Source organism: Erythrobacter sp. CCH5-A1 (assembly GCF_001557115.1).
Classification (GTDB): Bacteria; Pseudomonadota; Alphaproteobacteria; order Sphingomonadales; family Sphingomonadaceae; genus Erythrobacter.
In genome coordinates this window covers 1-22,966 of record NZ_LSKQ01000156.1, presented here as the reverse complement: position 1 = coordinate 22,966, position 22,966 = coordinate 1, and the positions used below count along the sequence as shown (strand labels likewise).

Annotated in this window: 26 protein-coding genes; 11 read left to right on the top strand and 15 right to left on the bottom strand. The window is 65.1% G+C overall.

The window, feature by feature from the left end; translation table 11 throughout:
* Positions 1–21: 21 nt before the first annotated feature.
* The 3 genes from AX708_RS08840 to AX708_RS08830 are packed head-to-tail and all read right to left on the bottom strand — an operon-like array spanning position 22 to position 1,606.
* Positions 22–432, bottom strand: a complete 411-nt coding sequence (locus AX708_RS08840; protein WP_066532952.1) for a nuclear transport factor 2 family protein — start codon at positions 430–432, stop codon at positions 22–24.
* A complete protein-coding gene (locus AX708_RS08835) occupies positions 432–863 on the bottom strand; it encodes a nuclear transport factor 2 family protein (protein ID WP_066532954.1) in 432 nt (143 codons plus the stop codon). Before AX708_RS08835 ends, AX708_RS08840 begins: the two co-directional genes overlap by 1 nt.
* Positions 863–1,606, bottom strand: a complete 744-nt coding sequence (locus AX708_RS08830) for an aspartate/glutamate racemase family protein (RefSeq protein WP_082745726.1) — start codon at positions 1,604–1,606, stop codon at positions 863–865. The genes AX708_RS08835 and AX708_RS08830 overlap by 1 nt, the downstream gene beginning before the upstream one ends.
* A gap of 197 nt (positions 1,607–1,803) precedes the next feature.
* Here AX708_RS08830 and AX708_RS08825 point away from each other — a divergent pair, with 197 nt between their 5' ends.
* The 8 genes from AX708_RS08825 to AX708_RS20870 all read left to right on the top strand — a co-directional run bounded on the left by AX708_RS08825 (position 1,804) and on the right by AX708_RS20870 (position 9,760).
* Positions 1,804–2,472, top strand: a complete 669-nt coding sequence (locus AX708_RS08825; protein WP_066532955.1) for a GntR family transcriptional regulator — start codon at positions 1,804–1,806, stop codon at positions 2,470–2,472.
* Positions 2,473–2,591: 119 nt separating this feature from the next.
* A complete protein-coding gene (locus AX708_RS08820; RefSeq protein ID WP_066532958.1) occupies positions 2,592–3,500 on the top strand; it encodes a hydroxymethylglutaryl-CoA lyase in 909 nt (302 codons plus the stop codon).
* A gap of 19 nt (positions 3,501–3,519) precedes the next feature.
* The gene (locus AX708_RS08815) at positions 3,520–5,577 is read left to right on the top strand and encodes a hydantoinase/oxoprolinase family protein (RefSeq protein WP_066532960.1); all 2,058 of its coding nucleotides are present in this window, start codon (positions 3,520–3,522) and stop codon (positions 5,575–5,577) included.
* Positions 5,578–5,581: 4 nt separating this feature from the next.
* On the top strand, positions 5,582–7,471 hold the full coding sequence (locus tag AX708_RS08810) for a hydantoinase B/oxoprolinase family protein (RefSeq protein ID WP_066532962.1): 1,890 nt from the start codon (positions 5,582–5,584) through the stop codon (positions 7,469–7,471).
* Positions 7,468–8,652: a CaiB/BaiF CoA-transferase family protein gene (locus AX708_RS08805; RefSeq protein ID WP_066532964.1), complete on the top strand. Its 1,185-nt coding sequence runs from the start codon at positions 7,468–7,470 to the stop codon at positions 8,650–8,652. Before AX708_RS08810 ends, AX708_RS08805 begins: the two co-directional genes overlap by 4 nt.
* Positions 8,652–9,287: an isochorismatase family protein gene (locus AX708_RS08800; RefSeq protein WP_066532966.1), complete on the top strand. Its 636-nt coding sequence runs from the start codon at positions 8,652–8,654 to the stop codon at positions 9,285–9,287. The genes AX708_RS08805 and AX708_RS08800 overlap by 1 nt, the downstream gene beginning before the upstream one ends.
* A 210-nt stretch (positions 9,288–9,497) precedes the next feature.
* Entirely contained in the window at positions 9,498–9,611 is a 114-nt protein-coding gene (locus tag AX708_RS20875) for an enoyl-CoA hydratase (RefSeq protein ID WP_197426370.1), read from the top strand.
* Positions 9,612–9,646: 35 nt separating this feature from the next.
* A complete protein-coding gene (locus AX708_RS20870) occupies positions 9,647–9,760 on the top strand; it encodes an enoyl-CoA hydratase (RefSeq protein ID WP_197426369.1) in 114 nt (37 codons plus the stop codon).
* 99 nt (positions 9,761–9,859) lie between these two features.
* On the opposite strand, the gene AX708_RS08795 is transcribed toward AX708_RS20870, so the two are convergent.
* From AX708_RS08795 to AX708_RS19890, 4 genes are all read right to left on the bottom strand, one after another.
* Positions 9,860–10,891 (bottom strand): tetratricopeptide repeat protein, encoded by a 1,032-nt coding sequence (locus AX708_RS08795; RefSeq protein ID WP_066532970.1) that lies wholly within the window; start codon positions 10,889–10,891, stop codon positions 9,860–9,862.
* A gap of 21 nt (positions 10,892–10,912) precedes the next feature.
* Positions 10,913–12,631: a VWA domain-containing protein gene (locus AX708_RS08790; RefSeq protein WP_066532971.1), complete on the bottom strand. Its 1,719-nt coding sequence runs from the start codon at positions 12,629–12,631 to the stop codon at positions 10,913–10,915.
* 107 nt (positions 12,632–12,738) lie between these two features.
* Complete coding sequence (locus AX708_RS08785; RefSeq protein ID WP_066532972.1) at positions 12,739–13,284, bottom strand: RNA polymerase sigma factor; 546 nt, start codon at positions 13,282–13,284, stop codon at positions 12,739–12,741.
* Positions 13,285–13,727: 443 nt separating this feature from the next.
* Positions 13,728–14,057, bottom strand: a complete 330-nt coding sequence (locus AX708_RS19890) for a type II toxin-antitoxin system ParD family antitoxin (RefSeq protein ID WP_082745728.1) — start codon at positions 14,055–14,057, stop codon at positions 13,728–13,730.
* Positions 14,058–14,291: 234 nt separating this feature from the next.
* Here AX708_RS19890 and AX708_RS08775 point away from each other — a divergent pair, with 234 nt between their 5' ends.
* A complete protein-coding gene (locus tag AX708_RS08775) occupies positions 14,292–14,645 on the top strand; it encodes a hypothetical protein (protein ID WP_066110684.1) in 354 nt (117 codons plus the stop codon).
* 252 nt (positions 14,646–14,897) lie between these two features.
* On the opposite strand, the gene AX708_RS20415 is transcribed toward AX708_RS08775, so the two are convergent.
* The 5 genes from AX708_RS20415 to AX708_RS08755 all read right to left on the bottom strand — a co-directional run bounded on the left by AX708_RS20415 (position 14,898) and on the right by AX708_RS08755 (position 18,642).
* Positions 14,898–15,131 carry a hypothetical protein gene (locus tag AX708_RS20415; protein WP_156454556.1) on the bottom strand — a complete coding sequence of 78 codons (234 nt, stop codon included), beginning with the start codon at positions 15,129–15,131 and terminating at the stop codon, positions 14,898–14,900.
* Between the two features lie 5 nt (positions 15,132–15,136).
* Positions 15,137–15,730 carry a bacteriochlorophyll 4-vinyl reductase gene (bchJ, locus tag AX708_RS08770; RefSeq protein WP_066110956.1) on the bottom strand — a complete coding sequence of 198 codons (594 nt, stop codon included), beginning with the start codon at positions 15,728–15,730 and terminating at the stop codon, positions 15,137–15,139.
* A gap of 2 nt (positions 15,731–15,732) precedes the next feature.
* Entirely contained in the window at positions 15,733–17,343 is a 1,611-nt protein-coding gene (gene bchE / locus AX708_RS08765; RefSeq protein WP_066110959.1) for a magnesium-protoporphyrin IX monomethyl ester anaerobic oxidative cyclase, read from the bottom strand.
* Positions 17,344–17,603: 260 nt separating this feature from the next.
* Positions 17,604–18,089 (bottom strand): hypothetical protein, encoded by a 486-nt coding sequence (locus tag AX708_RS20410; protein ID WP_066110962.1) that lies wholly within the window; start codon positions 18,087–18,089, stop codon positions 17,604–17,606.
* Positions 18,082–18,642 (bottom strand): group III truncated hemoglobin, encoded by a 561-nt coding sequence (locus AX708_RS08755; protein WP_233999634.1) that lies wholly within the window; start codon positions 18,640–18,642, stop codon positions 18,082–18,084. The genes AX708_RS20410 and AX708_RS08755 overlap by 8 nt, the downstream gene beginning before the upstream one ends.
* 19 nt (positions 18,643–18,661) lie before the next feature.
* Here AX708_RS08755 and AX708_RS08750 point away from each other — a divergent pair, with 19 nt between their 5' ends.
* Together AX708_RS08750 and AX708_RS08745 are read left to right on the top strand one after the other, a co-directional pair.
* Positions 18,662–19,108, top strand: a complete 447-nt coding sequence (locus AX708_RS08750; RefSeq protein WP_066110965.1) for an Rrf2 family transcriptional regulator — start codon at positions 18,662–18,664, stop codon at positions 19,106–19,108.
* 41 nt (positions 19,109–19,149) lie between these two features.
* On the top strand, positions 19,150–19,482 hold the full coding sequence (locus AX708_RS08745) for a hypothetical protein (protein WP_066110968.1): 333 nt from the start codon (positions 19,150–19,152) through the stop codon (positions 19,480–19,482).
* On the opposite strand, the gene AX708_RS08740 is transcribed toward AX708_RS08745, so the two are convergent.
* The 3 genes from AX708_RS08740 to AX708_RS08730 all read right to left on the bottom strand — a co-directional run bounded on the left by AX708_RS08740 (position 19,479) and on the right by AX708_RS08730 (position 22,788).
* Positions 19,479–20,753 carry an HPP family protein gene (locus AX708_RS08740; RefSeq protein WP_066532974.1) on the bottom strand — a complete coding sequence of 425 codons (1,275 nt, stop codon included), beginning with the start codon at positions 20,751–20,753 and terminating at the stop codon, positions 19,479–19,481. The genes AX708_RS08745 and AX708_RS08740 overlap by 4 nt on opposite strands.
* A 160-nt stretch (positions 20,754–20,913) precedes the next feature.
* Positions 20,914–21,573 carry an NnrU family protein gene (locus AX708_RS08735; protein WP_066110975.1) on the bottom strand — a complete coding sequence of 220 codons (660 nt, stop codon included), beginning with the start codon at positions 21,571–21,573 and terminating at the stop codon, positions 20,914–20,916.
* Positions 21,574–21,576: 3 nt separating this feature from the next.
* Positions 21,577–22,788 carry an NnrS family protein gene (locus AX708_RS08730; protein ID WP_066110978.1) on the bottom strand — a complete coding sequence of 404 codons (1,212 nt, stop codon included), beginning with the start codon at positions 22,786–22,788 and terminating at the stop codon, positions 21,577–21,579.
* Between the last annotated feature and the right edge of the window lie 178 nt (positions 22,789–22,966).

Below are 22,966 nucleotides of genomic sequence, written 5' to 3'. Positions count from 1 at the left end.
GGATCGAGAGGAACGAGGGGATCAGACGAGCGGATTGGCCCCGCTCATGTAGACATAGACTTCCTGGAACTTCGGGCCTTGCGCGCCGGGGCGCAGGCGCCAGAAATTGGTGTTGTTGAGCAGCGTCACATTGCCATCGTGGTCGTGCAGCTCGGCGGTGAAGCAGGCGGTGATGCGCCCGTTCGCCTCGTCCACCGTGCAGGTGAAATCGCGGTGGATGATAATTTCGTAGGCCGCGAAGAAATCCTCGAACATCCGCCGGATTTCCGCCTTGCCGGAGTGGCGGGTGAAGGCGGTCTGGACGCAGAACAGCGCGGTATTGTGGAAGCAATCGAGCGCAGCTTCCAGGTCCTTGGCATCGACCCGGGCGAAATACTTGTTCAGCGCAAAGTCGATCAGATCGGCGCGGGCAAGGGTGGGTTCGTACTGCATCAGACGTCCCCTTCTTTCAGCAGGTTGTCACCCGACATGTAGACATAGACGCGGTGGAACAGCCGGTCCTTGAGGTAGAAGCGGTTGCAGTTCTCGTAGCGCAGCTCCTCGCCCCCGTTGGGGGTGATCAGCACGGTGAACTGCGAGCAGACCGCGTTGGTTGCGGGGTCGGCGGTGTGGACGAAATTGCCGTGCCAGATGCTCTCGAAATCGGCGAAGAGCTTGACGAACATGGCGCGGATCGCCTCGCGCCCCTGATGGACGGTGTTGCTGGTGACTTCGGTCAGGACCGCGTCGGGCGTGAAGCAGTCGAGCACCTGGTCCATCACCTTGTTGTCGACGCCGTCGAAGTAACGCTTGGTGACGATGTCGATATAGAAGGGATAGGGCAGCGGGCTCTGGCCCGGCCCACCTTCAGTCCATTCGGTCATCAGTACCAGCCCTTTCGGATATCGGCGTGCTTGGGCACTTCGGGTGCGGGGAAGGCCTTCTTCGAGTGGGTGAGGCCCAGTTCGATCAGCGTTTCCAATTGCTTGTAGGCGACCTGCCCGGGGTTGAGCACCGGCACGGGCAGCTCGCTCTGAAGGTATGCGGCGGACTGGTGCATCGTGGTCGAGCCCAGAACGATCACGTCCGCACCGTCCTCTTCGATCGCCTTCATCGCCTCGGCCTTGAGCTTGGCGAAAACGACCTCCTCCTTGCCCTCGAGCAGTTCGGTGACGTCGGGCCGGGTGTCGATCGAGCGCACCGAGGCGCAGCGATGGCCCCAGCCGTGATCGGTCAGCACCTTCTCGTAGAGCGGGAACCACTGCGGCCACATGGTGATGACGCTGAACTTCTTGCCGAGCATCTGCGCTGCGGCAAAGCTCGCCTCGCCCGGGCCGACGACGGGGATGGAGAGCGCCGAGCGCAAGGGGCGCAGGCCACTATCGCTGACCGTGTCGATGAGGACTCCAGCGTAGCCTTCCTCCCCCGCCGTCACGCCCGCCTGGAACACGGTCCAGTCCATCAGCAGCGTGTCGTGGTAGGAATCGCCCAGCGCCGCGCCCCAGCGCACCGCCTCGAAGGTGGGCGCGAAGCCGGGGCGAACGAAATCGGCCGGAAGCTGCTGCGCCCGGTTGGCGACGCCCGCTTCGTCCATGGCAATCGGCACGATGACCTTGATGCGCTTCACGGCACTCCCCAGTTGCCTAGGGCTGCTTGGTTATTGTATACAAAACGCGCTCGTCAAGCACTTTACACAAATGTTGCGTTGAGGGCCGTCTAGGTGTGTTTTTGTCACCTCACACCCTTGCAGCGGCGAGGCCCAAACCTCACAAGGACATCCATGGACAAACGCCGTTTCCAGCCCGCCGCCAAGGCCCTGCACCCATGAGCCGCGCCTCCGAACGCGCCTATGCCGCGATCCGCGCGCACGTGCTGAGCGGGTCGGTGGCGGCCGGCGAACAGCTTACCGAAGACCAGCTCGCGCAGATCACCGGCGTGAGCCGCACGCCAGTTCGTGAAGCGGTACGGCGGCTCGAGGACGAGCTGCTGCTAGTGCGCTCGGACACCAACCGCCTGTTCGTCGCCGACTGGAGCCGCGACGACATCGAGGAGATGTTCGTGCTGCGCCAGATGCTCGAATGCCACGCCGCCGAGCGCGCGGCCAAGCGCCTCTCCCGCGAGCAGATCGCCGCGCTCGAGGCACTCAACCGCGAGCTCACCGCCGCGGTCGAGCAGAGCCCGCCCGATGTCGCGCGCTTCCTCGAGGCCAACCGCGCCTTCCACGAGGCGATCATCGATGCAGCGCACTCGCCGCGGCTGGGGCAGCTGCTGGCGCGGCTGGTCGAGGCGCCGGTGGTGCTGCGCACGGCGCGCACCTATTCGCAAGATGACCTGCGCCAGTCGGCCCGCGATCACGACGAACTGGTCGCCGCTTTCGCCGCGCGCGACGGTGACTGGGCGCGCGCGGTGATGGGCAGCCACCTGCGCCGCGCCTTCCACACCTTTGCCCGCGCGGTCGGCCCGGCCAATGATGCAGATGACGAGGAGCCCTAACAACGCGGGCGCGCGCTTGCGGTTCCTGCATCTTTCCTCGCGCCAAGCATGATTGCAATTGTATACAAACCGGGTAATTCACCCTCCCGGGCTCCGGCAGCAGCAACAGGCGATTCACGATGTCAGGCGAGACGATCGAACTGGTGGAAGTCGGCCCGCGCGACGGCTTGCAGAACGAGCCGGACATCATCTCCACCGAGGTCAAGCTCGAGCTCATATCCCGCATGATCGGCTACGGCGCGCGGCGGCTGGAGGTGGCAAGCTTCGTCCACCCCGCGCTCGTGCCGCAGATGGCGGATGCCGAGGCCGTGATCGCCGGCCTGCCGGACCGCGCCGACTGCACCTACGTGGGCCTCGTTCTCAACAAGCGCGGCGTGCTGCGCGCGCTCGCCACCCGCGAGGGTGGCGCGCGGGGTGTCGATCAGGTCGGCTGCGTGGTCGTCGCGAGCGACACCTTCGGGCAGAAGAACCAGGGCCAGACCATCGCGGAAGGCATCGCCGAGACCCGCGAGATGCTGCGCTTCGCCCGCGCCGAGGGCATCCGCGCGCAGGTCACCATCAGCGCCGCCTTCGGCTGCCCCTTCGAAGGCGAGGTCAGGCACGACACCGTGCTCGCCATCGCCGAGGCCATCGCCGAGGAAGCCCCCGAGGAGATAGCGCTCGCCGACACCATCGGCGTAGGCACGCCGTTCGAAGCGGGCGAATTGTTCGGCAAGCTGGGCGCATTGCTCGGCGACAAAATTCCCATGCGCGCGCACTTCCACAACACCCGCGGCACCGGCATCGCCAATGCGTGGGAGGCGTACAACGCGGGCGTGCGCACCTTCGACGCCTCGCTCGGCGGCCTCGGCGGCTGCCCCTTCGCCCCGCGCGCGACGGGCAACATCGCCACAGAGGATCTCATCTACATGATGCAGCGTTCCGGGGTGGACACGGGCATCGATTTGGGCGCGGCCATCGCCGCCAACAAGTGGTTTGCGAAAGTGCTGGGGCGGGAACTTCCCTCGGCGGTCGCGCGTGCAGCATAGGCAAGAGGACAGACAGGGCATGACATACAGGCTGGGTGTGGATGTGGGCGGGACTTTTACCGACCTCCTGCTGTTCGACGAGGCGAGCGGCGCCTTCTGGCGGCACAAGACCCCCTCCACCCCGCACGATTCCTCCGAAGGCATCCTCAACGGCGTGAAGGCGATCATGGCGACCGCCGGGATCACCGCGGCCGAGATCAGCTATTTCCTCCACGGCACCACGGTTGCCACCAACGCCGTGCTCGAGGGCAAGGGCGCGAAGGTCGGTCTGGTGACGACGCAGGGCTACCGCGACATCATGCAGATCGCGCGCAGCTTTGTGCCCGGCGGGCTGGCCGCCTGGATCGTATGGCCCAAGCCGCAGCCCCTGGCGCGGCTCGAGCACACGGTCGAAGTACCGGGGCGGATGGACGCGCAGGGCCGCGAGGTCACCCCGCTCGATGAAGACGCCGTGCGCGCCGCCTTGCGCAAGCTCAAGGGCGACGGGATCGAGGCGCTGACCGTCAGCCTCATGAACGCCTACCTTAACGGCGCGCACGAGGCCCGCATCGGCCAGATCGCGGCGGAGGAACTGCCGGGTATCCCCGTGTCGCTCAGCCACGAAGTCCTGCCCGAGATGCAGGAATACGAGCGCACCCTCTCGACCGTCGCCAACGCCGCGGTGCGGCCGGTGGTCAGCAAATACGTCTCCAACCTGCGCACCAAGCTGGAGGCCGAGGGGATGAAGGGCCGCCTCTCGCTGCTGCGGTCGGACGGCGGACTCATGAGCAGCCAGAAGGCCGAGGAGCACCCCGTCAACATCCTCATGTCCGGACCCGCGGGCGGGGTGACCGGCGCGCTTTGGGTGGCGAAGAATGCGGGCTTTGAAAATATCCTGACGCTCGATGTGGGCGGCACGTCGACCGATGTGGCGCTGATCCAGGGCTTGGAGCCCCGCCGCCAGCGCACCACCGAAGTCGGCCACCTGTCGGTGCGCGCCTCGGCGCTCGATGTAAAAACCGTGGGTGCGGGCGGTGGCTCGATCGCCCACGTGCCCCAGCTCACCGGCGCACTGCGGGTCGGGCCTGAAAGCGCGGGCGCGGTGCCGGGGCCGGTCGCCTATAACAAGGGCGGCACGCTGCCCACCGTGACCGACGCCAATGTTGTGCTCGGCTACCTGCCCGAAGACCTGCTCGGCGGCAGCTTCAAGCTCGACCGCGAGGGCGCCAAGGCGGCGGTGCAGACCATCGCCGATGCGCTGGGCGTCAGCCTGATGGAGGCCGCGCGCGGGATCATCGATATCGTCAACGAAAACATGTTCGGCGCCCTGCGCATGATCTCGGTGCAGCAGGGCTACGACCCGCGCGAATTCGCGCTTATGGGCTTCGGCGGCGCGGGGCCGCTGCATGTGAATGCCGTCGCGCGGCTGATGGGCAGCTGGCCCGCGATCTCGCCCGTCTCCCCCGGCGTGCTCTGCGCGCTGGGCGATGCCACCACCCGGATGCGCACCGAGACCGCGCGCAGTTTTTCGCGGCTCGCGCGCGACACCATCATCGCCGATCTCGTGGCGGTGCTCGATGAAATGGCCGCGCAGACACGCAGCGAATTGCTGGCCGACGGCATCCCCGAAGACCAGATCACCTCGCTGTTCGAGATCGACGTGCGCTATGCGGGCCAGGCCTTCGAAGTACCGCTCACGATCACGCAGGACATCCTCGAGAAGGACGGGATCGAAGGCATCCTCGCCCGCTTCGACGAGGAGCACCTTCGCCTCTTCACCTTCAACATGGACACCCCCCACGAGATCGTGAACCTGCGCGCCGTGGCGCAGGGGCAGGCCCCCGCCCTCCCCGCTGCCGAGCTGCCCAAGGGCGACGGCGATCCTTCGTCTGCGAAGATCCGCGACCACGTAATGTGGATCGGCGGCGAGGAGCGCGCGGCGGTGATCTACGACCGCGCCAAGCTCAGGCAGGGCGACGTGATCGAGGGCCCCGCGATCATCACCGAGATGGATTCGACCACCCTCGTCGAGCACGATTGCCGCGCGCGCGTGGACGCTGTCGGCAATATCCTGATCACTCTAAAGGCGAAGGGCTAAGACCATGCCGGCTCGCATCATCGAAACCAACCCCGCCCCCTTCAACACGGTCGTCATCGACCCGGTGACGCTCGACATCATCGAGAACGCGCTCAGGAACGCGCGCATCGAGATGGACGCGACCCTCGTACGCACCGCAATGAGCCCCGGCATCCGCGAGCAGGGCGACGCCTTCCCGCTGATCTCCGACCCCGCCGGCAAGATGATTGTCGGCCAGTTCGGCAGTTTCATCGACGGCTTCCTCAAGAGCTACGAGGGCACGATCGAGGACGGGGACATGATCTTCCTGTCCGACCCCTATTCCTGCGCGGGCGCGATCAGCCACTCGAACGACTGGCTGGTGCTGCTGCCCGTGTTCAAGGACGGGCGGCTGATCGCCTATACCGCGATGTTCGGCCACCAGAGCGACATCGGCGGGAGCGTCCCCGGCTCCATGCCCATCGGCGCCTCCTCGATCTTCGAAGAGGGCGTGCGCATTCCGCCCGTGAAGATCTGGAAGCGCGGGGAACACAACGAAGACCTGATGAAGCTGGTGATGCACCAGACCCGCAAGCCCGACTGGTGCCAGGCGGACCTCAACGCCCTTATCGCTTCGTGCCGCGTCGCCGCCCGCCGCGTGATCGAGATGGCCGACCGCTTCGGCGACGATGTCTACGTCTCGGCCACGCAGGAGCTCCTCGCCCGCAACCACCGCGCGATGAAGGCGCTGCTGGCGATGGCGGTGGCCGAGGAACCGGTCAGCTTCGAGGATTACATCTGCGACGACGGCAAGGGCTACGGCCCCTACAAGATCCGCTGCACCATGTGGCGCGAGGGCGACAAGGTGGTTCTCGATTTCGCGGGCACCGATCCGCAGTCGGCCGCCTCGATCAACTTCTTCTTGAACGAGAACATGTTCAAGATGTTCTTCGGCATCTACATGATCATGGTCTTCGACCCGCAGATCCTGTTCAATGACGGGTTCTACGACCTGATCGAGGTGCGCATCCCCGAAGGCTCGCTGCTGAAGCCGCACTTCCCCGCCGCGCTTTCGGGCCGCACTCATGCTTTGGGCCGCATCTTCGACATCTTGGGCGGGCTCCTCGGGCAGAAGACGCCGGAATTCCTCAACGCCGCGGGCTTCTCCTCCAGCCCCCACCTGTTCTACTCCGGCTGGGATGCGCGCGAGGATGGCAGCCGCGACTGGTTCCAGCTGTTCCAGATCGGCTTCGGCGGCATTCCCGGGCGTCCGCTGGGTGACGGGCCGGACGGGCACTCGCTCTGGCCGGGTTTCACCAATGTTCCCAACGAGTTTCTCGAGCGCTACTTCCCGCTGCGCATCGAGCGCTATTCGACCGCGGCCGACAGCGGCGGGGCGGGCCTCCATCGCGGCGGCAACGGCATCCACATGATCTACCGCTTCCTTGCCGATGGCGAGATCGCGATCCATGACGACCGCTGGTTCGTGCCGCCCTGGGGCGTCAATGGCGGCCACCCGGGCGCGCGGGCGCGCAAGGTCCTGGAACGCGCCGATGGCTCCACCGCAATCGTCGGCAACAAGGTCGAGAGTGTCGCTGTGAAGGCGGGCGACCTCCTCCACTTCATCACCTGGGGCGGCGGCGGCTGGGGCGACCCGCTGGCGCGCGACCCCGCGCTCGTGGGCCTCGAGATCCGTCAGGGTCTTGTGACGCCTGAGGGCGCGCGCGCCTATGGGGTGGTCGCGGATAGCGAAGGCGTTGTCGATACAGCCGCCACCGAGACATTGCGCGCGGAAATGAGCGCCTCTCGCGGCGAGCTGCCGCTGTTCGACTACGGCCCGGGCATCGACGCCCTGCGCGCCAATTGCGAGGCCGAGACCGGCCTTCCCGCCCCCGTCCAGCCGGTCTGGACGAGCCTCAGGGAGGCGGCAGAATGAGCGGTGCGCTCGAAGGGATCAGGGTCATCGAGATGGGGCAGCTCCTCGCGGGCCCCTTCTGCGGCCAGCTGCTCGGCGACATGGGCGCGGACGTCGTCAAGATCGAGCCGCCGGGCGCGGGCGATCCGATGCGCAACTGGGGCCAGGGCGAGGAGAAGGTGCAGTGGGAGGTTATCGCCCGCAACAAGCGCTCGGTCACCTGCAACCTGCGCGTCCCTGAGGGTCAGGCGCTCGCCAAGCGGTTGATCGCCGAGGCCGATGTGCTGGTCGAGAATTTCAAGCCCGGCACGCTCGAGCGCTGGGGCCTCTCGCCTGCGGAATTGCACGCGGTCAACCCCGGCCTCATCATCGCTCGCATGTCGGGCTACGGGCAGGACGGGCCCTATTCCGACCGCGCGGGTTTCGGCGGAATCGGCGAGGCGATGGGCGGGTGGCGCTACATCGTCGGCGAGCCCGACCGTCCGCCGAGCCGCATGGGCATCTCGATCGGCGACACCCTGTGCGCCACCTATGGCTGCATGGGCGTGCTCGCCGCGCTCCACCACAGGGCGAAGACCGGCGAGGGCCAGGTGGTCGATTCCGCGCTCTACGAGGCGGTGTTGCAGGTGATGGAGGGGCTGGTCCCCGAATATGACCGCAACGGCGTGATCCGCGAACGCTCAGGCTCGGTGCTGAAGGGCATCGCGCCCTCCAACGTCTATACCTGCAAGGACGGCAGCTACATGATCGGCGGCAATGGCGACGCGATCTTCGCGCGGCTGTGCCAGGCGATGGGGCGGCCCGAGCTGGCGCAGGACGAGCGCTATGCGACCCACATCGCGCGCGGCATCCATCAGGACGAACTCGACGCGCTGGTGAACGCATGGACCGGCACGCTCACCGTCGACGAGGTCGATGCGCTGATGACCGAATATTCGATCCCCGCAGGCCGGGTCTACCGCGCGCCGGAGATGCTCGCCGATCCGCATTTCCAGGCGCGCGAGGCGATCATCGAGGTCGAGACCCAGAAGCGGGGCAAGATCAAGATGCAGAATGCCTTCCCCAAGCTCTCCAAGACCCCCAGCACCATCCGCCGCCCCGCGCCCGCAGCGCCGGGGCAGGACAATGCCGAGGTATTTGCCGAGCGGCTGGGGATGGGCGCCGAGGAACTCGCGCGGCTGGCCGAGGCGGGGATCATCTGATGGCCGGCACCTCGGCGTCCGACAATTATGCCGGGGTCTATGAGGGTCGTCTCCAGCCGGGGACGCGCCCGGCCTTGCTGATCGTCGATGTCGTGGCGGCCTATCTGACCGAGGGCTCGGCGCTGTTCATGGAAACCGCTGCGGCGGCGCGCGACAGCAATGCGCGGCTGGCCGCGGCGGCGCGGGCGGCAGGGGTGCCGGTGGTGTTCACCAATGTCCGCTACAAGCCCGATGGCTCGGACGGCGGGGTGTTCTACAGGAAGGCGCCCGTACTCGCGGCCTTCGTCGAGGGCTCGCCGCTCGGCGCCTTCCCGCCCGAACTGATGCCGCGTCAGGGCGAGCGGGTGTTCACCAAGCAATATCCCAGCGCCTTCTTCGGCACCGGCCTTGCCGAGGCGCTCCATGCCGACGGGATCGATACCCTTCTGATCACCGGCTATTCCACCTCGGGCTGCGTCCGCGCCTCGGCGCTCGACGCGATGCAATATGGCTTTGTCCCGCTGGTGGTGCGCGAGGCCTGTGCCGACCGCCATCCTGCCCCGCACGAGGCGAACCTGTTCGACCTTCAGGCCAAATATGCCGAGGTCATTTCCGAGGCCGAGGCGCTCGCCTACCTCGCCGAACACGCCGCCTGACGCGGCTCTCACCTCGCACAAGAACCGACTTCGCCAACACTTGGGAATTTTCCCCAAGCTTTCGTCCGGCTGAACGCCGTGTTGGCTGCGTGCAAGCTACGAAACCGCAGAATTCCGCCATTTTCCGAGTTTGGCACGGCTGATGCAAGGTATCCGGCATCCCCGGGATGGTCCCGGGAAACACCGCAAGACACTCACAGGAGACCTCACATGTACGCCAACGAAACCGCCAACCGCTTTTTCGCCGCCGCTTTCTCGGTCGTGATCTCGGCCGCCTTCTTCGCCTTCGCGATCATCCCCGCCAGCCCCTCGCTCGTCGCCTGATCGCTGCCGCAACACCAGACCCAAGGACCAGACCAATGTACGCTTCCGACACCGCCGCCCGCCTCGCTTCCGCAGCCTTCGCCATCGTGCTGACGGTCGCCAGCCTCGCCTATGCGATCATCCCGGCCAGCCCGACGCTGATGGCCTGATCGGCTGCGAAAAGCCCCAGCCCTTCCACCCGATGGACACAAAGGAAATCATGCAGCGCGCCGGGATCGATCCGGCCTGCGGCGGGCGGTCCATGTTGATCAGCGCTTGCGCGCTTCACCGCCTGCAAGATCGATCGCTTTTTGAAGATCGTCGTCGGCACCATCGCGGTCGCCGCTCCTTCTGAGCAGAAGTGACCGGAAATAATAGCTTCGCGCGTCGCCGGGACTGGATCGGATTGCCCGATCAAGATCCGCCCGGGCGCCGTCCAGATCGCCTAGGCGCTGGCGGACGAGCGCGCGATTGAGCAGCGCGCCGGTCGAGCCCGGCGCCGCAGCGAGCGCCCGGTCGAACGCCTTTGCAGCATCTGCGTCCTCGCCTCGAAACGCCAATCTGAGGCCGCGCGCAATCTCTTCAGCGCCGGGCGCGGTGCCCAGCCGGGCCGCACAGAGGCGCGCGTTTCTCCGCTCGTCGGCCACGGTGCATTCCTGCCAAACCCTGATCTGGCGACCCGTTGCAGCGCGGCGGCGATCGCGGACGGGTTCAGCCGCTTCGGAACGCGACACGCGTGATCCGGTCACGACCAGCGGATCGGCGCGCTCGGCACTCTCCTCGCGCATTGCGGCGCGCGGCGGGGTCGATGGCTGGATCGCCAACGGCGCGGCTCCAGCAACCTGCGGCGCGGCAGCATCCGCACGGTTCTCGGCTGGCGGCGCCACTGCCGGAGGCGCGATCATCGGCTGCGGCGGTGCCACCGCATCGGCAGGTGCGGCCTCGAACACGAGCGGAGGCGGAGCCTCGTCCAAGGCCGGAGGTTCGGCAACGTCGAACGTCGTGACGCGCTCGCTCGCCGAGGGTGGCGGCGCTTGAACGAGCGAATCCGGGCCGAAGCGCTGCGTCATGAGCAGCGGAACGGTCACCATCACAACCAACGCGGCGCTGGCCAGCACCGCAAACTTCGTCCGGTTCGGCGCCGCTGGGGAAGCGGGCGGCATCGTCCCGTTGTCGGCATCCGGCTGTGCATGCGCCTCGTCAAACCGGCGCAGCGCGGCCTCGATCGCCTTGCTGCGCCGGTCGCCGTCCGGCGGGGGCGGGTCGGGGAATAACCCGGTCAGATCATCATTGTCCGCCATCGTATCTCCGACCCGGCACCATCACTCTCCCAATCTTGCCATCGACGCGGCGGATTTGGCACCCCGGACGAGCTGCACGAACTCGGTGCGATAGCCGAATTCGTCGCGGCCCACCGCCGGCGCGACCATTTCGAGGACATCGGCATAGGTCATCGCCCCGGTGTAACGCCCGCCGCGCAGCAGCTCGGCGAAGGTCGCCACGCCCACGGCGAAGCGCGCATCGCGCGGCGCGGCATCGAAGCGCGCAACCTCGCGCGAACGACCGATCGGTGTCGAGAGCAGCTTGCTGACCGAAGCATCGGGGCGCTTGTAGCGGATCTTGACGAAGCCGTACTCCTCGGCAGCAGAACCGGCAGGCTTGCGCTCCGCCGCATAGCGAAGCGAGCCCAGAGCGCTCGGGCCGCCGACCGGCACGATCTCGTACAGCGCGGTCACGCTTTGCCCCGAGCCTACTTCGCCTGCATCTACCTTGTCGTTCTCGAAGTCCTCACGCTTCAGCATCCGTGTCTCGTAGCCCACCAGGCGGTATTCGGCGACAGTGGCGGGGTTGAATTCGATCTGGATCTTCACGTCCTTGGCGATCGGGAACAGGGTCGAGGTCGCCTCCTCGACCAGCACCTTGCGCGCCTCGCCGACGGTATCGACATAGGCCGCATTGCCATTCCCGTTCTGCGCCAGCGCCTGCATCAGGGCATCGTTGTAGTTGCCCATGCCGAAGCCCAGCACCGAGAGGAAAATGCCCTTCTCGCGCTCGCGCTCGACATAGCCCTTGAGCTCGTCGGTGCTGGTGATGCCAACGTTGAAATCGCCGTCGGTGGCGAGGATCACGCGGTTCACGCCCTTGGGATCGAGATTGCGCGCAGCAAGGGCATAGGCCTGGCGGATGCCTTCCGCGCCCGCCGTGCTGCCGCCGGAGCCGAGGCTTTCGATGACCGAGGCGATGCGGGCCTTGTCGCGCACCGGGGTCGGCGCCAGAGCGACACCGGCGCTGCCGGCATAGGTGACGATCGCGATGCTATCCTCGGGCCCCAACCGCTCCAGCAGCATCAGCAGCGATCGCTGGACAAGCGGCAGCTTGTTGGGTGCATTCATCGAACCCGAAGTGTCGATCAGGAACACGAGGTTCGCGCGCGGCAGTGCGGAGGCCGGCAGCTCATAGCCCTTGATGCCGACCCGCACCATCTTGCGCCCCTTGGTCCAGGGGCTCGGGAAGACATCCACTGTCGTGCTGAACGGCTGCTCGCGCGAGGCGGGCGCGGGATAATCGTAGGCGAAGTAGTTGATCATTTCCTCGGCGCGAACCGCCTGCGGAGTCGGCAGGACACCGCGGGCGAGCGATGCGCGCATGAAGCTGTAGGAAGCGGTATCGACATCGATCGAGAAGGTCGAAACCGGCTCCTGCCCCACCGCCTTGAACGTGTTCTGCTCGGCGGAGGCAAATTTGTCGCGTCCCTGATCGTAGTAATACCCCCGCTCTTCGTTGAAGACAGGCGGGGAGACGCCGCTGACCCGCGAGCCGGTCACGACGACCGGGGCCGGCGCGATGGCAAGCTGGGGGCTCACAGGGGCTGCCATGTCGGCGGGCGCGACCGCCATGGCTGGCGGTTCCGCGACGTCGACTGCGGTGGCACCTTCTTCCGCTACCGTGCCATTGCGCCCCACTTTCTCGTTCGGACCGGCGCAGGCGACCGCCAAAGTGGCGAGCGCACCCAGCGCGGCCCATAGGGATAGATTCTTCATGCGAGCTCTCCTTCCAGACAGCGGCACCAAAACGTGCCGCATGTTTCCTGAGAGAGCGCTCGCCGGAAAATCCTTGGCGGCGGCGTGAAATTTTTCTGCGAGGCGGATCATGGCGCGCCGGATCCGGTGCCCGACAAGAGGCGGCGGGCTTCGTGCATGCGCCAGGATATCGTCTTTTCGGCCACACCCAGAACCTCCGACGCCTCGCGGTGCGAAAGCTGCTGCCCCACGACCAGCGCGAGGGTTTCGCGCAGGTCCGGCTTCAGCTGCGCGATCGCACTCTTCAGCCAGGCAGCGTCATAGGCATCGCGTCCGTCGGACACGGCGGAGAACCGGACCATCGTTTCAAGGCCTTGCGCCAAACGCCTGATGGCACTGCGGCGGCGATGATGCGCGCGGCATTGATTGACCACGATCGCATAGAGCCAGGTTGAAAACTTCGCGTCGCCCCGGAAATCGCCGATGCAGGCCACCAGCGTGCAGCACACGTCTTGCGAGATGTCGTCCGCGTCATTGCGCGATCCGGTGATCTGCCAGGCAAGGCGGTGAATGCGATCGTAGTGGCGTTCGAGCAAATCGCCGAAAGCGTTACGGTCACCCCCCGCAGCAGCAGCCGCCAAAGCGTTGTCCGTCTCCCCGTCGGCCGATGTCATGGCGCGAAGATTGCCAACAAAGTCCGGTGCGGCAATGGAAAACTATCAGTGAAGCTCCAACGTCTCGTGCGGCCCGGGACGCGACCGGAGCGATTGTCGCATAGCCGTGGCGCGCGGATCGGGCGGGCTTTCCGGGAAGGGATGCGGCGCCCTCATGGGGAAACGCGAGGCGCGCTTGGTGGCGCGCTGGAATTGATGAAACGCAATTTTCTCAAAAGCTAGTGGCGGAGAGGGTGTCCGACTTTTTACTAATAAAACGTAATTTATATCAGCAATTTAAAAGACCATTGTAATTCTTTACCCACATTTTTCCCAACGCTCGGCACGGATCAGCTCAGCCACCTAGTGTTCGACCGCCTCCGACTTAGCAATACTGGCGTTGGCACGTCCAGTCAGAGTCCCGTTCGGATCATCGCGGGCTGCTTGCGCGTTCAACAGGGTCTTCAAGATGCCCAGTCATGCCTGGCGGCTATTCCGGCATGAACGTCCTTGGCAGAGACGGTGCGTCCCGCCTCGGCATCGGCAAGCCCACGTTTCGCGCGCCCTTCTCCCTCGGTCCAGATATCGTCAAGCGACCGCTCGCTTAGGCCACTGTCGATCCCTTCGTTCATTGCCTTGCGCAGTTCAGCGAGTTTGCCCTGCTCCTCCTGATCGCGGCGCACGAGATCACGGATATACTCGCTGTCGCTGGTAAATAGCCCCCGTGCAATCTGAGCCTTGATCCAGATATCCTGCGCGTCGCTCAGCGTGATGGTTTTGCGGACGGTCGGCATAGTTTGCTCCTCGTGACGAAGGTACCATATGATTGGCGCAGGAGGAAACGGACCGGGACGGAATGAACCGTCGGGACAGACGGAGCGTGATCGGATCTCACCGGGCAAGCTTGGCGCGTCCTGCCGCGGCAGGACAGCTCACCATCGCTGTCTCAGATTTTCCTGCGCCAAGCGCCGGTTTGCCTCGATTTCGTGCAGCGAATACACTATCTCGCGCCAAGGAGATTCAGGACCATGCCCGATCCCCAGAACCCGGTTGTGATTGACAGCGGATCGATAAATCCGCGCGCCTTGGCAGAGAAACTGAACATTTCGCTCGCCGAGCTGGCTGGAATGGTCGGCGTGAACCGCAACACCTTGGCGGCAGAGCCGCTTGGTAGAAAGGGTCACGAGGCCTTGGCACCGCTGGTCCGCCTGCTGGCTTTCGCAACCGAAATGGCCGGCTCGCTTGAAGGTGCCGTGGAGTGGTTCAAACACACTCCAATCGTATCGATGGGCACCAAGACAGCAATGGAGCACGTCAAGGACGGCAAAGTTGAATGGGTCTATCATTACCTTGAGCGCGTCTATAACGGGGCTTATGCCTAGCCAAGCGAGGCGCCCGAGCATACCTCGGCCTGACTGCTCGAGCTGCGCGTCGACTTGACACAGCGCACCGCAGACCGACGGCTGCCCGTTTGCATTAAGAATGCAGATGGCAGCTTGAGACGCTAGCCGGGAGGGACGTGGACTTCACGTAAGGCCCGCATCGCGACGAAATTTTCCAACACAAGCTTATGATATTTAACGATAATTATCGTTATTGATGAGATAAATATATATTATGTAAATTCCGATACCTTAACTGTCCATGTAAACTGTGTCCAGTGTGGTGCTATTGCGCTTACCGTCATGGCTGTCTTCCAAGAGCATCAGCAAGCATAATTTGCGCAGCGTCAATGTCGCAATAGAGTTGTTGCTGCGCGAAGCACTGACACTGCGCGCGCTGAAGGTGGAACGCAGCGGAACGACGCGCCGCAATCGTCTGTCGGGTGCCAATTCACGCTGCGTGGGTCCGGGCGTAAGCCGCAGCACGGCCGCTAACCCCTTCTGATGTGATAGACGCGCGCAGCATCGCACGGCGCATTGAGCTCGGTCATCCGGCAGGTGCAATCGACCGCCACCAGTCGGCAGTAAAGCCGGGTGAAGACCGCCGCATACCAGTGGAACAGGCTTTCGGGCGGCATCATCGGATCGCCCGTCCTGCTGCGGTCAATGGTGAAACGCCATGCGCTCTGCGGCACATACGTTCCCGCGCCAATGAAGGTCCAGGCGTGCTTGCGGATCGCCGCCATCAGCAGCGTGGCGGCGGCCGCAGCAGGCAGGTGCCGCAGCAGCCACACAGCGGGGCGCGGGATGCGGTGGGCGATGATGTAATCGGCGGTGCGCGCGCCCGCGTCCTCGGCAATCACGAAGCTGCCGATCGACTCATGCAGCGCCAGCCAGCGATGAAGGCGCAGGGCCTGCACCTCGGGGATCATCGCCTCACCCGAAGGCAAGGCGGCGATCTGGGCATCATCCAGGATCGCGCGGGTCTCCGCCCGCCCCAGCCGCGCCTCCATCGCCGCTACGGTCTGGAGCACGGCGTTGGGCCCGATCAGTGCGACAGGATCACCCCCCGCAGACCAATGCATGGTCAGAGCTCCAGCCGGTCTTTGGCGCGGACCTCTGCGCGTTCCTTCATCTGAGTGCGCACCGCCTCGCGCCGGGCCTTGGCCTGCGCGGCCTTGTCGGCATTGGTCTGCCAGTCGGTCGCGGCATCGGCAGCGGCGATGCGGCTCTCATCGAAGTGCCAGTCAAGCTGCTTCTTGGTCTGCGGGCCCCAATATCCGGCCTTGCCGAGATCATAGAACGTCCGCTTGAACCCGGCGCGCAGGAAGGCCCACAGGCACCCCAGCAGATAGCGCCGCCGGAAACCCGTGCCGCGCCAGGGGTAATGGAACAGCGCCTTCCTCATGTAAAACCGCCGGTAATTCTTCATCACCCCGTCGAGCAGTTCGCCCCGCTCCATCGCGGCGGGTTTCATGATCGGGGTGACGAAGTTGTATTTCGAGAAATCGTGCACCTCGACCTTGTCCTTCAGCTCCTCGAACAGGGGCGTGAATGGCCAGGGCGTGTACATCGCCCAGTTGGCAAGATCAGGCTGCCAGTCCCACGCCATCTGGTAGGTTTCTTCGAGCGTTTCCGGCGTTTCGTTGTCCAGCCCGACGATGAACTGCGCTTCGGTGAAGATATCGGCTTCCCGCAGCAGGCGGATCGCCTCCTTGTTTTCCTCGACCTTGGTTTCCTTGTTGAACCGGTCGAGCTTCATCTGCGCCGCTGCTTCCGTGCCGAGGCTGACATGGACAAGGCCAGCCTTGCGGTAGAAGGGCAGCAGATCACGATCGCGGTAGATGTCGGTGACGCGGGTGTTGATGCCCCATTTCACCTTGTCGGGCAGGCCGCGATCAATCAGCTCCTGACAGAACTCTACGAACTTCTTGCGGTTGATGCTGGGTTCCTCGTCAGCAAGCATGAAGAAGCCGACGCCGTGTTTCTCGTGCAGTTCCTCGATCTCGTCGACGACATCCTTGGGATCGCGCACGCGGTAATCGCGCCAGAACTTCCATTGCGAGCAGAACGAGCAGGTGAAGGGGCAGCCGCGCGCGAGGTTGGGGATCGCAACCTTGGTGCCGAGCGGGATGTAAATATACTGATCCCACTTCAGAATGTCCCAATCGGGCTTGATCGTGGACATGTCCTTGATCGTCTCGGCGGCCTCGGTGGCGATGATCTGATCGCCGTCACGGAAGGCAAGCCCCCGGATCGTGGCGCGGTCCTGGGGCCAGCGGCCCTCGGCAATCGCGGTGCACAGTTCGACCGCGATGTTTTCGCCCTCCCCGCGCACCACCACGTCAATATGCGGGGCTTCGGCGAGCACCTGCTTGAACATGAAGGTGCCATGCACCCCGCCCAGCACCCTGACGGCATCGGGCACATGCAAGGCGGCGAGCTCCAGCACACGTTCGGCCGCATAGATCGAGGGCGTGATCGCGGTGACGCCGACGAAATCGGGCTGCAATTCGACCATGCGCCGGGCGAGTTCCTCGTCCGCGATATTCTCGGTCATCGCGTCGATGAAGGTGATGTCGTCAAACCCAGCGCGGCGCAGCGGGCCGGACAGGTAGGCAACCCATGCGGGCGGCCATGTCCCGGCAATCTCGGCCCCGCCGGAACGGTAATTGGGATGAACGAACAGAATGCGCATGGGCCGAATCCCCCTCTTGGATGGTGCCAAGGTGGGGGAGTTGCGGCGCGGGGGCTTTGCGCTCGGTCAAATGCCGTCGTCGAAAGCTAACAAATCGCCGACTTTGCCTGCCGGGCGCCGATCCAATGTTCACACAGGGGATGCGAAGAGACCTCGACAGCCCGAAATCCAGTACGCCAAGACAAAGGGAATGGCCAAATCAGGCCCAAATTGCTTTTGGACGAGGCCGATGATCACTGTTTTGACAGAATTGATTTTGCTTACGCCACTATTGCAATGATAACCGAGACAGCCACCCCGAACATTGCCACCGCCACCGGAACGACCAAAATCTGTCCGAATACGGCACCGCGCGACATTGGGCCGAAGGCAGTTTGCAGGGAAGCACCCTGCCGTTCGAGCGGGCTTGCTGCCTGACGCGGGCTTTGGCGTGCGACGGCACGGGCGGTGCCGAAGAACATGATCACATAGACTGCCGAGATGGCGATTGCGAAACCTGCTCGCCCCGCGCCCGTCGCGGCAAGGAGCGCCGCCAGAAAGACCACGTAACAGGCGATCATGCCGATCCAGATTACGCGCGGCAGTTCAAAGGTCCGTCGCTCTCCATCCCGCGCAGGAACTGCGTGATTATCATTGGCCTCTTGCCGCACAGCCCCAGCGGACTGCGCAATTTCGACAGCCTCAGGATCGACAGGACCATGGACAACGTGGTCGGCAAGGATATGCGGGTTGGAGGCATCAAGCATGGGGCAGGTCCTTTCCTGCGCGCCCTCCGGCCAATCCGGAGCGTCGCATTTCAATGGCGGTGAACAGGCTGTCGGCGATCATCCGCGCCCGGCCCGCGACCAATCCGGTCGCTTCAGGATGGCGTTCAAGCTGCCGCAAGGTCGCGTAAAACAGATCGAGCCAGCGGGTGAAGTGCGCGAGTTCCAGACCCGGAATGGCCAGATGCTTGAGCATCGGGTTGCCCGAAAACTCGCCACTATTGTGCAGCACCGATCGCCAGAACGCCTTCATCCGGGCGAGGTGCTCGGGCCAATCATCCACACGCTCGGCAAAGATCGGGGCGAGCAGATCATCGGCGCGGATCGCGGCGTAGAAGGTCTCCACCATGGCGTCGATAAACCCGGCATCGACCCCGATTTCCTCTGCTGCAGCGCGCTTTTCCGCGCGCCGGGCGAGCACATGGCGGCGGGCGTCGCTTGGCGAGGGTTTCGGCATTGTGTTCACGTCGATCATGCCCGATCCGTTTAATAAGCAAGTGACATACTCATTAAGCTGCATTGCGAGTAAAAGCAATATCTGGTATGCGCATTTTATGCAGCTCAGCCTTCACACCGATTATGCCCTGCGCGTGCTCATGACCCTTGCGGCAACCGATCAGCATCTGTCGGTCGACGAGATTGCCCAGCGCTTCCGGATTTCGCGCAACCACCTCGCCAAGGTCGTGCAGGGCCTGCAGGCCGCCGGGCTGGTCGAGACCTTTCGCGGCCGCGGCGGCGGGATGCGTCTGGCGCGGCCGGCGGAGACCATTACCGTGGGCGAAGTGGTGCGCCGGTTCGAGAACCTCGACGCCTTCGTGTCCTGCTTTGCCGCCGGATCTGGCTGCGTTATCAACGGCATGTGCGGATTGAAGCCGCTGCTGAGCGAGGCGATGGAGGATTTCCTCGCGCGGCTCGATCAGCGCCGCATCGGTGAACTTGTGCCCGATGTGAGGGCTTTCCGCGAGCGCCTGTTGCGCGAGCCGCAGCCGAGCCCCGCGTGACCCGCTAACGCCCCGCACATCTGCACCGAGGAGGACAGCCAATGGCCCTGCATCATGCCAGTTCAGGCGAAGTGATCGATCTTGCTGCATCGGCTGACCAGCCCGGCACCAGGGCCATCGTCAAGACCGACCGGTTCGAAGCCATCCGCCTGGCGCTGGGGCACGGGGATACCATTCCCGCTCACCGGCTCGCATCGCAGATTACGCTGCACTGCCTCGAAGGCTCGGTGAGCGTGAAGGTCGCGGGCGGCATGCTGGCGCTCGGAACCGGCCAATGGGTGTTCTTCGATGAAAGCGCGGTGCACGGGATCGATGCCGTGACCGACAGCGTGCTGCTGATGACCGTCATGTTGCCAATAGACACGCCCACCTAGACCGTCGGCGTGACTGCGCCCGCCAGTACTGTCTGATGCGCCAACACGGCCAGCAGATCAGAACGGGTAACGATCCCCACCAACCGGTCGTCATCCACCACCGGAGCGGCCTGAACCCCGCCATCGGCGAGCAGCTGAACCAGCACCCCCACACCGTCATTCGGCTCTACGGTCTTCACCAGCGTCGTCATGATGTCGCTGGCGCAAAGCGCACGATTCGCCGGATCGACCAGGGCACGCAGGCTACCCACAAACCCGCCTGCGGTCGGCAACGCCAGCGTGCGGGCGCGCTGGATCAGATCATTTTGCGAAATGATCCCCCCAAGCCGCCCCCCATCGCCCACGACCGGTAAGGTCTTGAAATGGTGTTTGCGAAACAGATCGGCCACCTTGCCCAGCTCGGCGTCCGGCCCTACCGAGACAATATCGCGGGACATGACCTCGCCGCAGGTCAGCCCGCCAAAGTGGCGGCGCGCCGCTTCGGCCTCGGCTGCGGCGAGGATGCGGCCAAAATCTTCGGCACCGATATTCGCCCCGAGGTTGAAGCGCTCGAGCACACGCTCCAACTCGTCGGGCGTCAGGCCGAGCCTTCGGTCGGGCGCGGCATCGCTGGTCTTGTGCCCGCCTTCTTCCCCCGGCTGCCGAAACGGATAGTGGCGACCGGTCAGGCGATTATAGCCAATCGCCAGCAGCACCAGCAACGCTGTATCGAGCAGCACCGGCGATAGGGCAAAACCGATGCCGATGTCGCCACCCTCGAGCGCGACCAGCACCGTTGCCAGCGCCACCGCACCACCGGGCGGGTGCATCGCGCGCAGGCTCGCCATGGCGATGATCGCGCCGCCCACCGCCAATCCCACACTGATTTCCGCAGGCAGGGCGAATTGCAGCACCGCTAAAGCCGCCAGGGCCGAAGCCGTGTTGCCGACGACTGCCGACCATGGCTGGGCCAGCGGGGAATTGGGGATGGCAAACAGCAGAAACGCGCTCGCGCCGAGCGGGGCGATTAACAAGAAGCTCGCAAGATCGCCGCGCCAGGCACTGAGCACCACGAGCAGCCCGGCACTAAGCGAGAGCGCCAGCCCCGCACCCAAAGCCGCCCGCAGCGCTTCGTGCGGACGCTGACGCGGCATCGCCGGTCCGACTGCCCGCAGCGCCTGGCGCAGGCGCACATGCACGCGGATCAGGCCCGAAAGCGACAGCGGAGCCGAAGTGTCGCCTTTTTGAAGCAAGGCGTTACTGCCCGTCGGCTTGTGTGTTTTCGGCGTCATCGGCGTTCTTTCTGGCATCATGAGCGGCAATTCGCCTGCCGTTCAGGCATAACGCACCAGGCACGATCGCGCGCCGGACAAAGCCGATAGAAATTCTTTGCGGGTGAGCAGCGCGTAAGCAATCCCCCCGCTCACTCCAAAGTTCAGGGTGCGTTACCGATCACAGGATCGGACTGACCCCGAACAACAGCGGATGGATCAGAATCAAAACAAGGTAAAGCGCCCCGCCCGCTACCAGACGCAGCGGCTGTCCGAACATCACCGCCCCCGCGCCGGGCCGCACGATCACACGGTGCAGCCGCTGCCACTCGGGCCCCATCTCGCGCTGACGGCGACGGTCGATCAACCGTCCTCCCAGCAGCGCGAAGGCGGCGAAGATGCCGAACATGAGGACATGGGCAAGTGTCCCGTTAGCGAAGGCATGCGCCCCCGCCCACAGCGCGAGCGCGGCCAGCAAGGGGTGGCGCATCCACCCGACGATGCCGGGCCGAGCTGGGTCGAAAGCGGCGTTGTTCGTCCCACCAAAGGAGAAGGGATTGGGTCGTCCGATCGCCAGACCAAGGATCAGGCAGACCACGGCCATTACCGCCAGCACCAAATGGTTGTGCCAAGGCTCCCATGCCCAGAGCATGACCAAGGGCGCCCGGCCAGCCGCGGTAATCAACCAGGTCAGCACCGCCAGCGACAACAGCGAATAGGCGATGGTGAAGCCGCGCTGACCCAGCAGGCCTACTAGCCATGGCTTGACCGGGGGGCGTACAGGAACGGCATGCGAGAGAAGAAACGTACCGAGCGCAGCGGCAAATTCGGTCCAGCCCATCGCTCAACCCGCCGCCTGACGCGGGCGCAGCAACATCGGGCCGTAGAGCGCCACGAACCCGGCGAAAGCCGCGATCCAGCTCGCGCCTGACAGGCTGTGGAGCGGGCTTGCCGCGCCGGGCCATGCGCCTGCGCCAATCCGCGCCAGCACAGCGCAGATCACCGCCGCATAGATCGCCACCGTCCCGCGCCCCGCCATCAGCGCGCGCCCCGTGTGGCCCAAAGTCGCACGGGTCATCACCGCCAGCGTCATCAGCCCGAGCGCGCCTGCCATCCATAGATGCTGCACCGAGCCTGCACCGACCCACCCGCTGCCGAGGATCTCCGCCGCCGCTGCCAGCGCGCCGAGCGGCACAAATACATAGCCAAGATGCAGCACCAGGACGAGCGGCTCAGCAAAGGTGCGATCCCCCGCCCAGCGCGCCATCCGCGCCAGATGGACCAGCCCAGCCAGCCCCAGCGCGATGCCGGTGAAGGCCGCGAAAGGCGCCGCCACCCATACCAGCAGGGCCGCCAGCAGCACGCCGAGCGCGGCGAGATCGAAGCTCTGCATCGGCGGAGTCGGCAGGCGGCCCTCGCCCTGCTTGGCAAGCCAGTTACGGGTGAAGGACGGCACAATCCGCCCGCCGATCACCGCGATCATCATCAACACGGCGGCCAAGCCAAGCCGCAGGCCCATTCCTTGCGCTGCAAAAGCGCCGCTCGCTGCCTCCCAATGGTACAGCGCATTGGCGCAGCCGAACACCACCAGCAGGCCGACGACCGGCAGGTTGCGCCAGTTCTTGCCGACCACGATCTCCCGGCCCAGCAGCGCGGCGAGTGCGACTGTCAGCGCAAGATCGGCAAGCGCCACAGCCAGCGGCGAGAGCTCTTGCGAAAGAGTCACCGACACCCGCCCGGCCAGCCATGCCGCCACCAGCCCCGCGAGCGGCCAACCGGTCACCGGCAAGCGCCCGGTCCAATTGGGAACGGCGGTCAGCAGGAACCCGGCGATGATCGCGCCGAGATAGCCGAACAGGAATTCATGCGCGTGCCAGCTCACCGGATCAAAGGCGGTTGGCAGCGTCAGCTTGCCCGCCAGCATCGCCACCCACAGCGCCATCGCCAGCGCCGCCCACAGCGCGCCCAGCAGGAAGAACGGCCGGAACCCGAAGCTTAGCAGCGCCGGGCCGCGCCAAGCGCGGTGGCGCTGCATTGTGGTGGCGGCGGCGGTCATCGGCGGTCTCCTCGAGGACGAATGGCCTGCCTGCGGCAGACGGGTTTGCAAGCGCGTTGATGCGAACTAGGGCGGTAGTAACCGCAAACTCGGATATGCCCCTTCGCATGATCGCCCCGCCCGCCCCCGCCATCGTCATCGCTGCCGGGGGCGAAGGCCAACGGATCGGCGGGCGCAA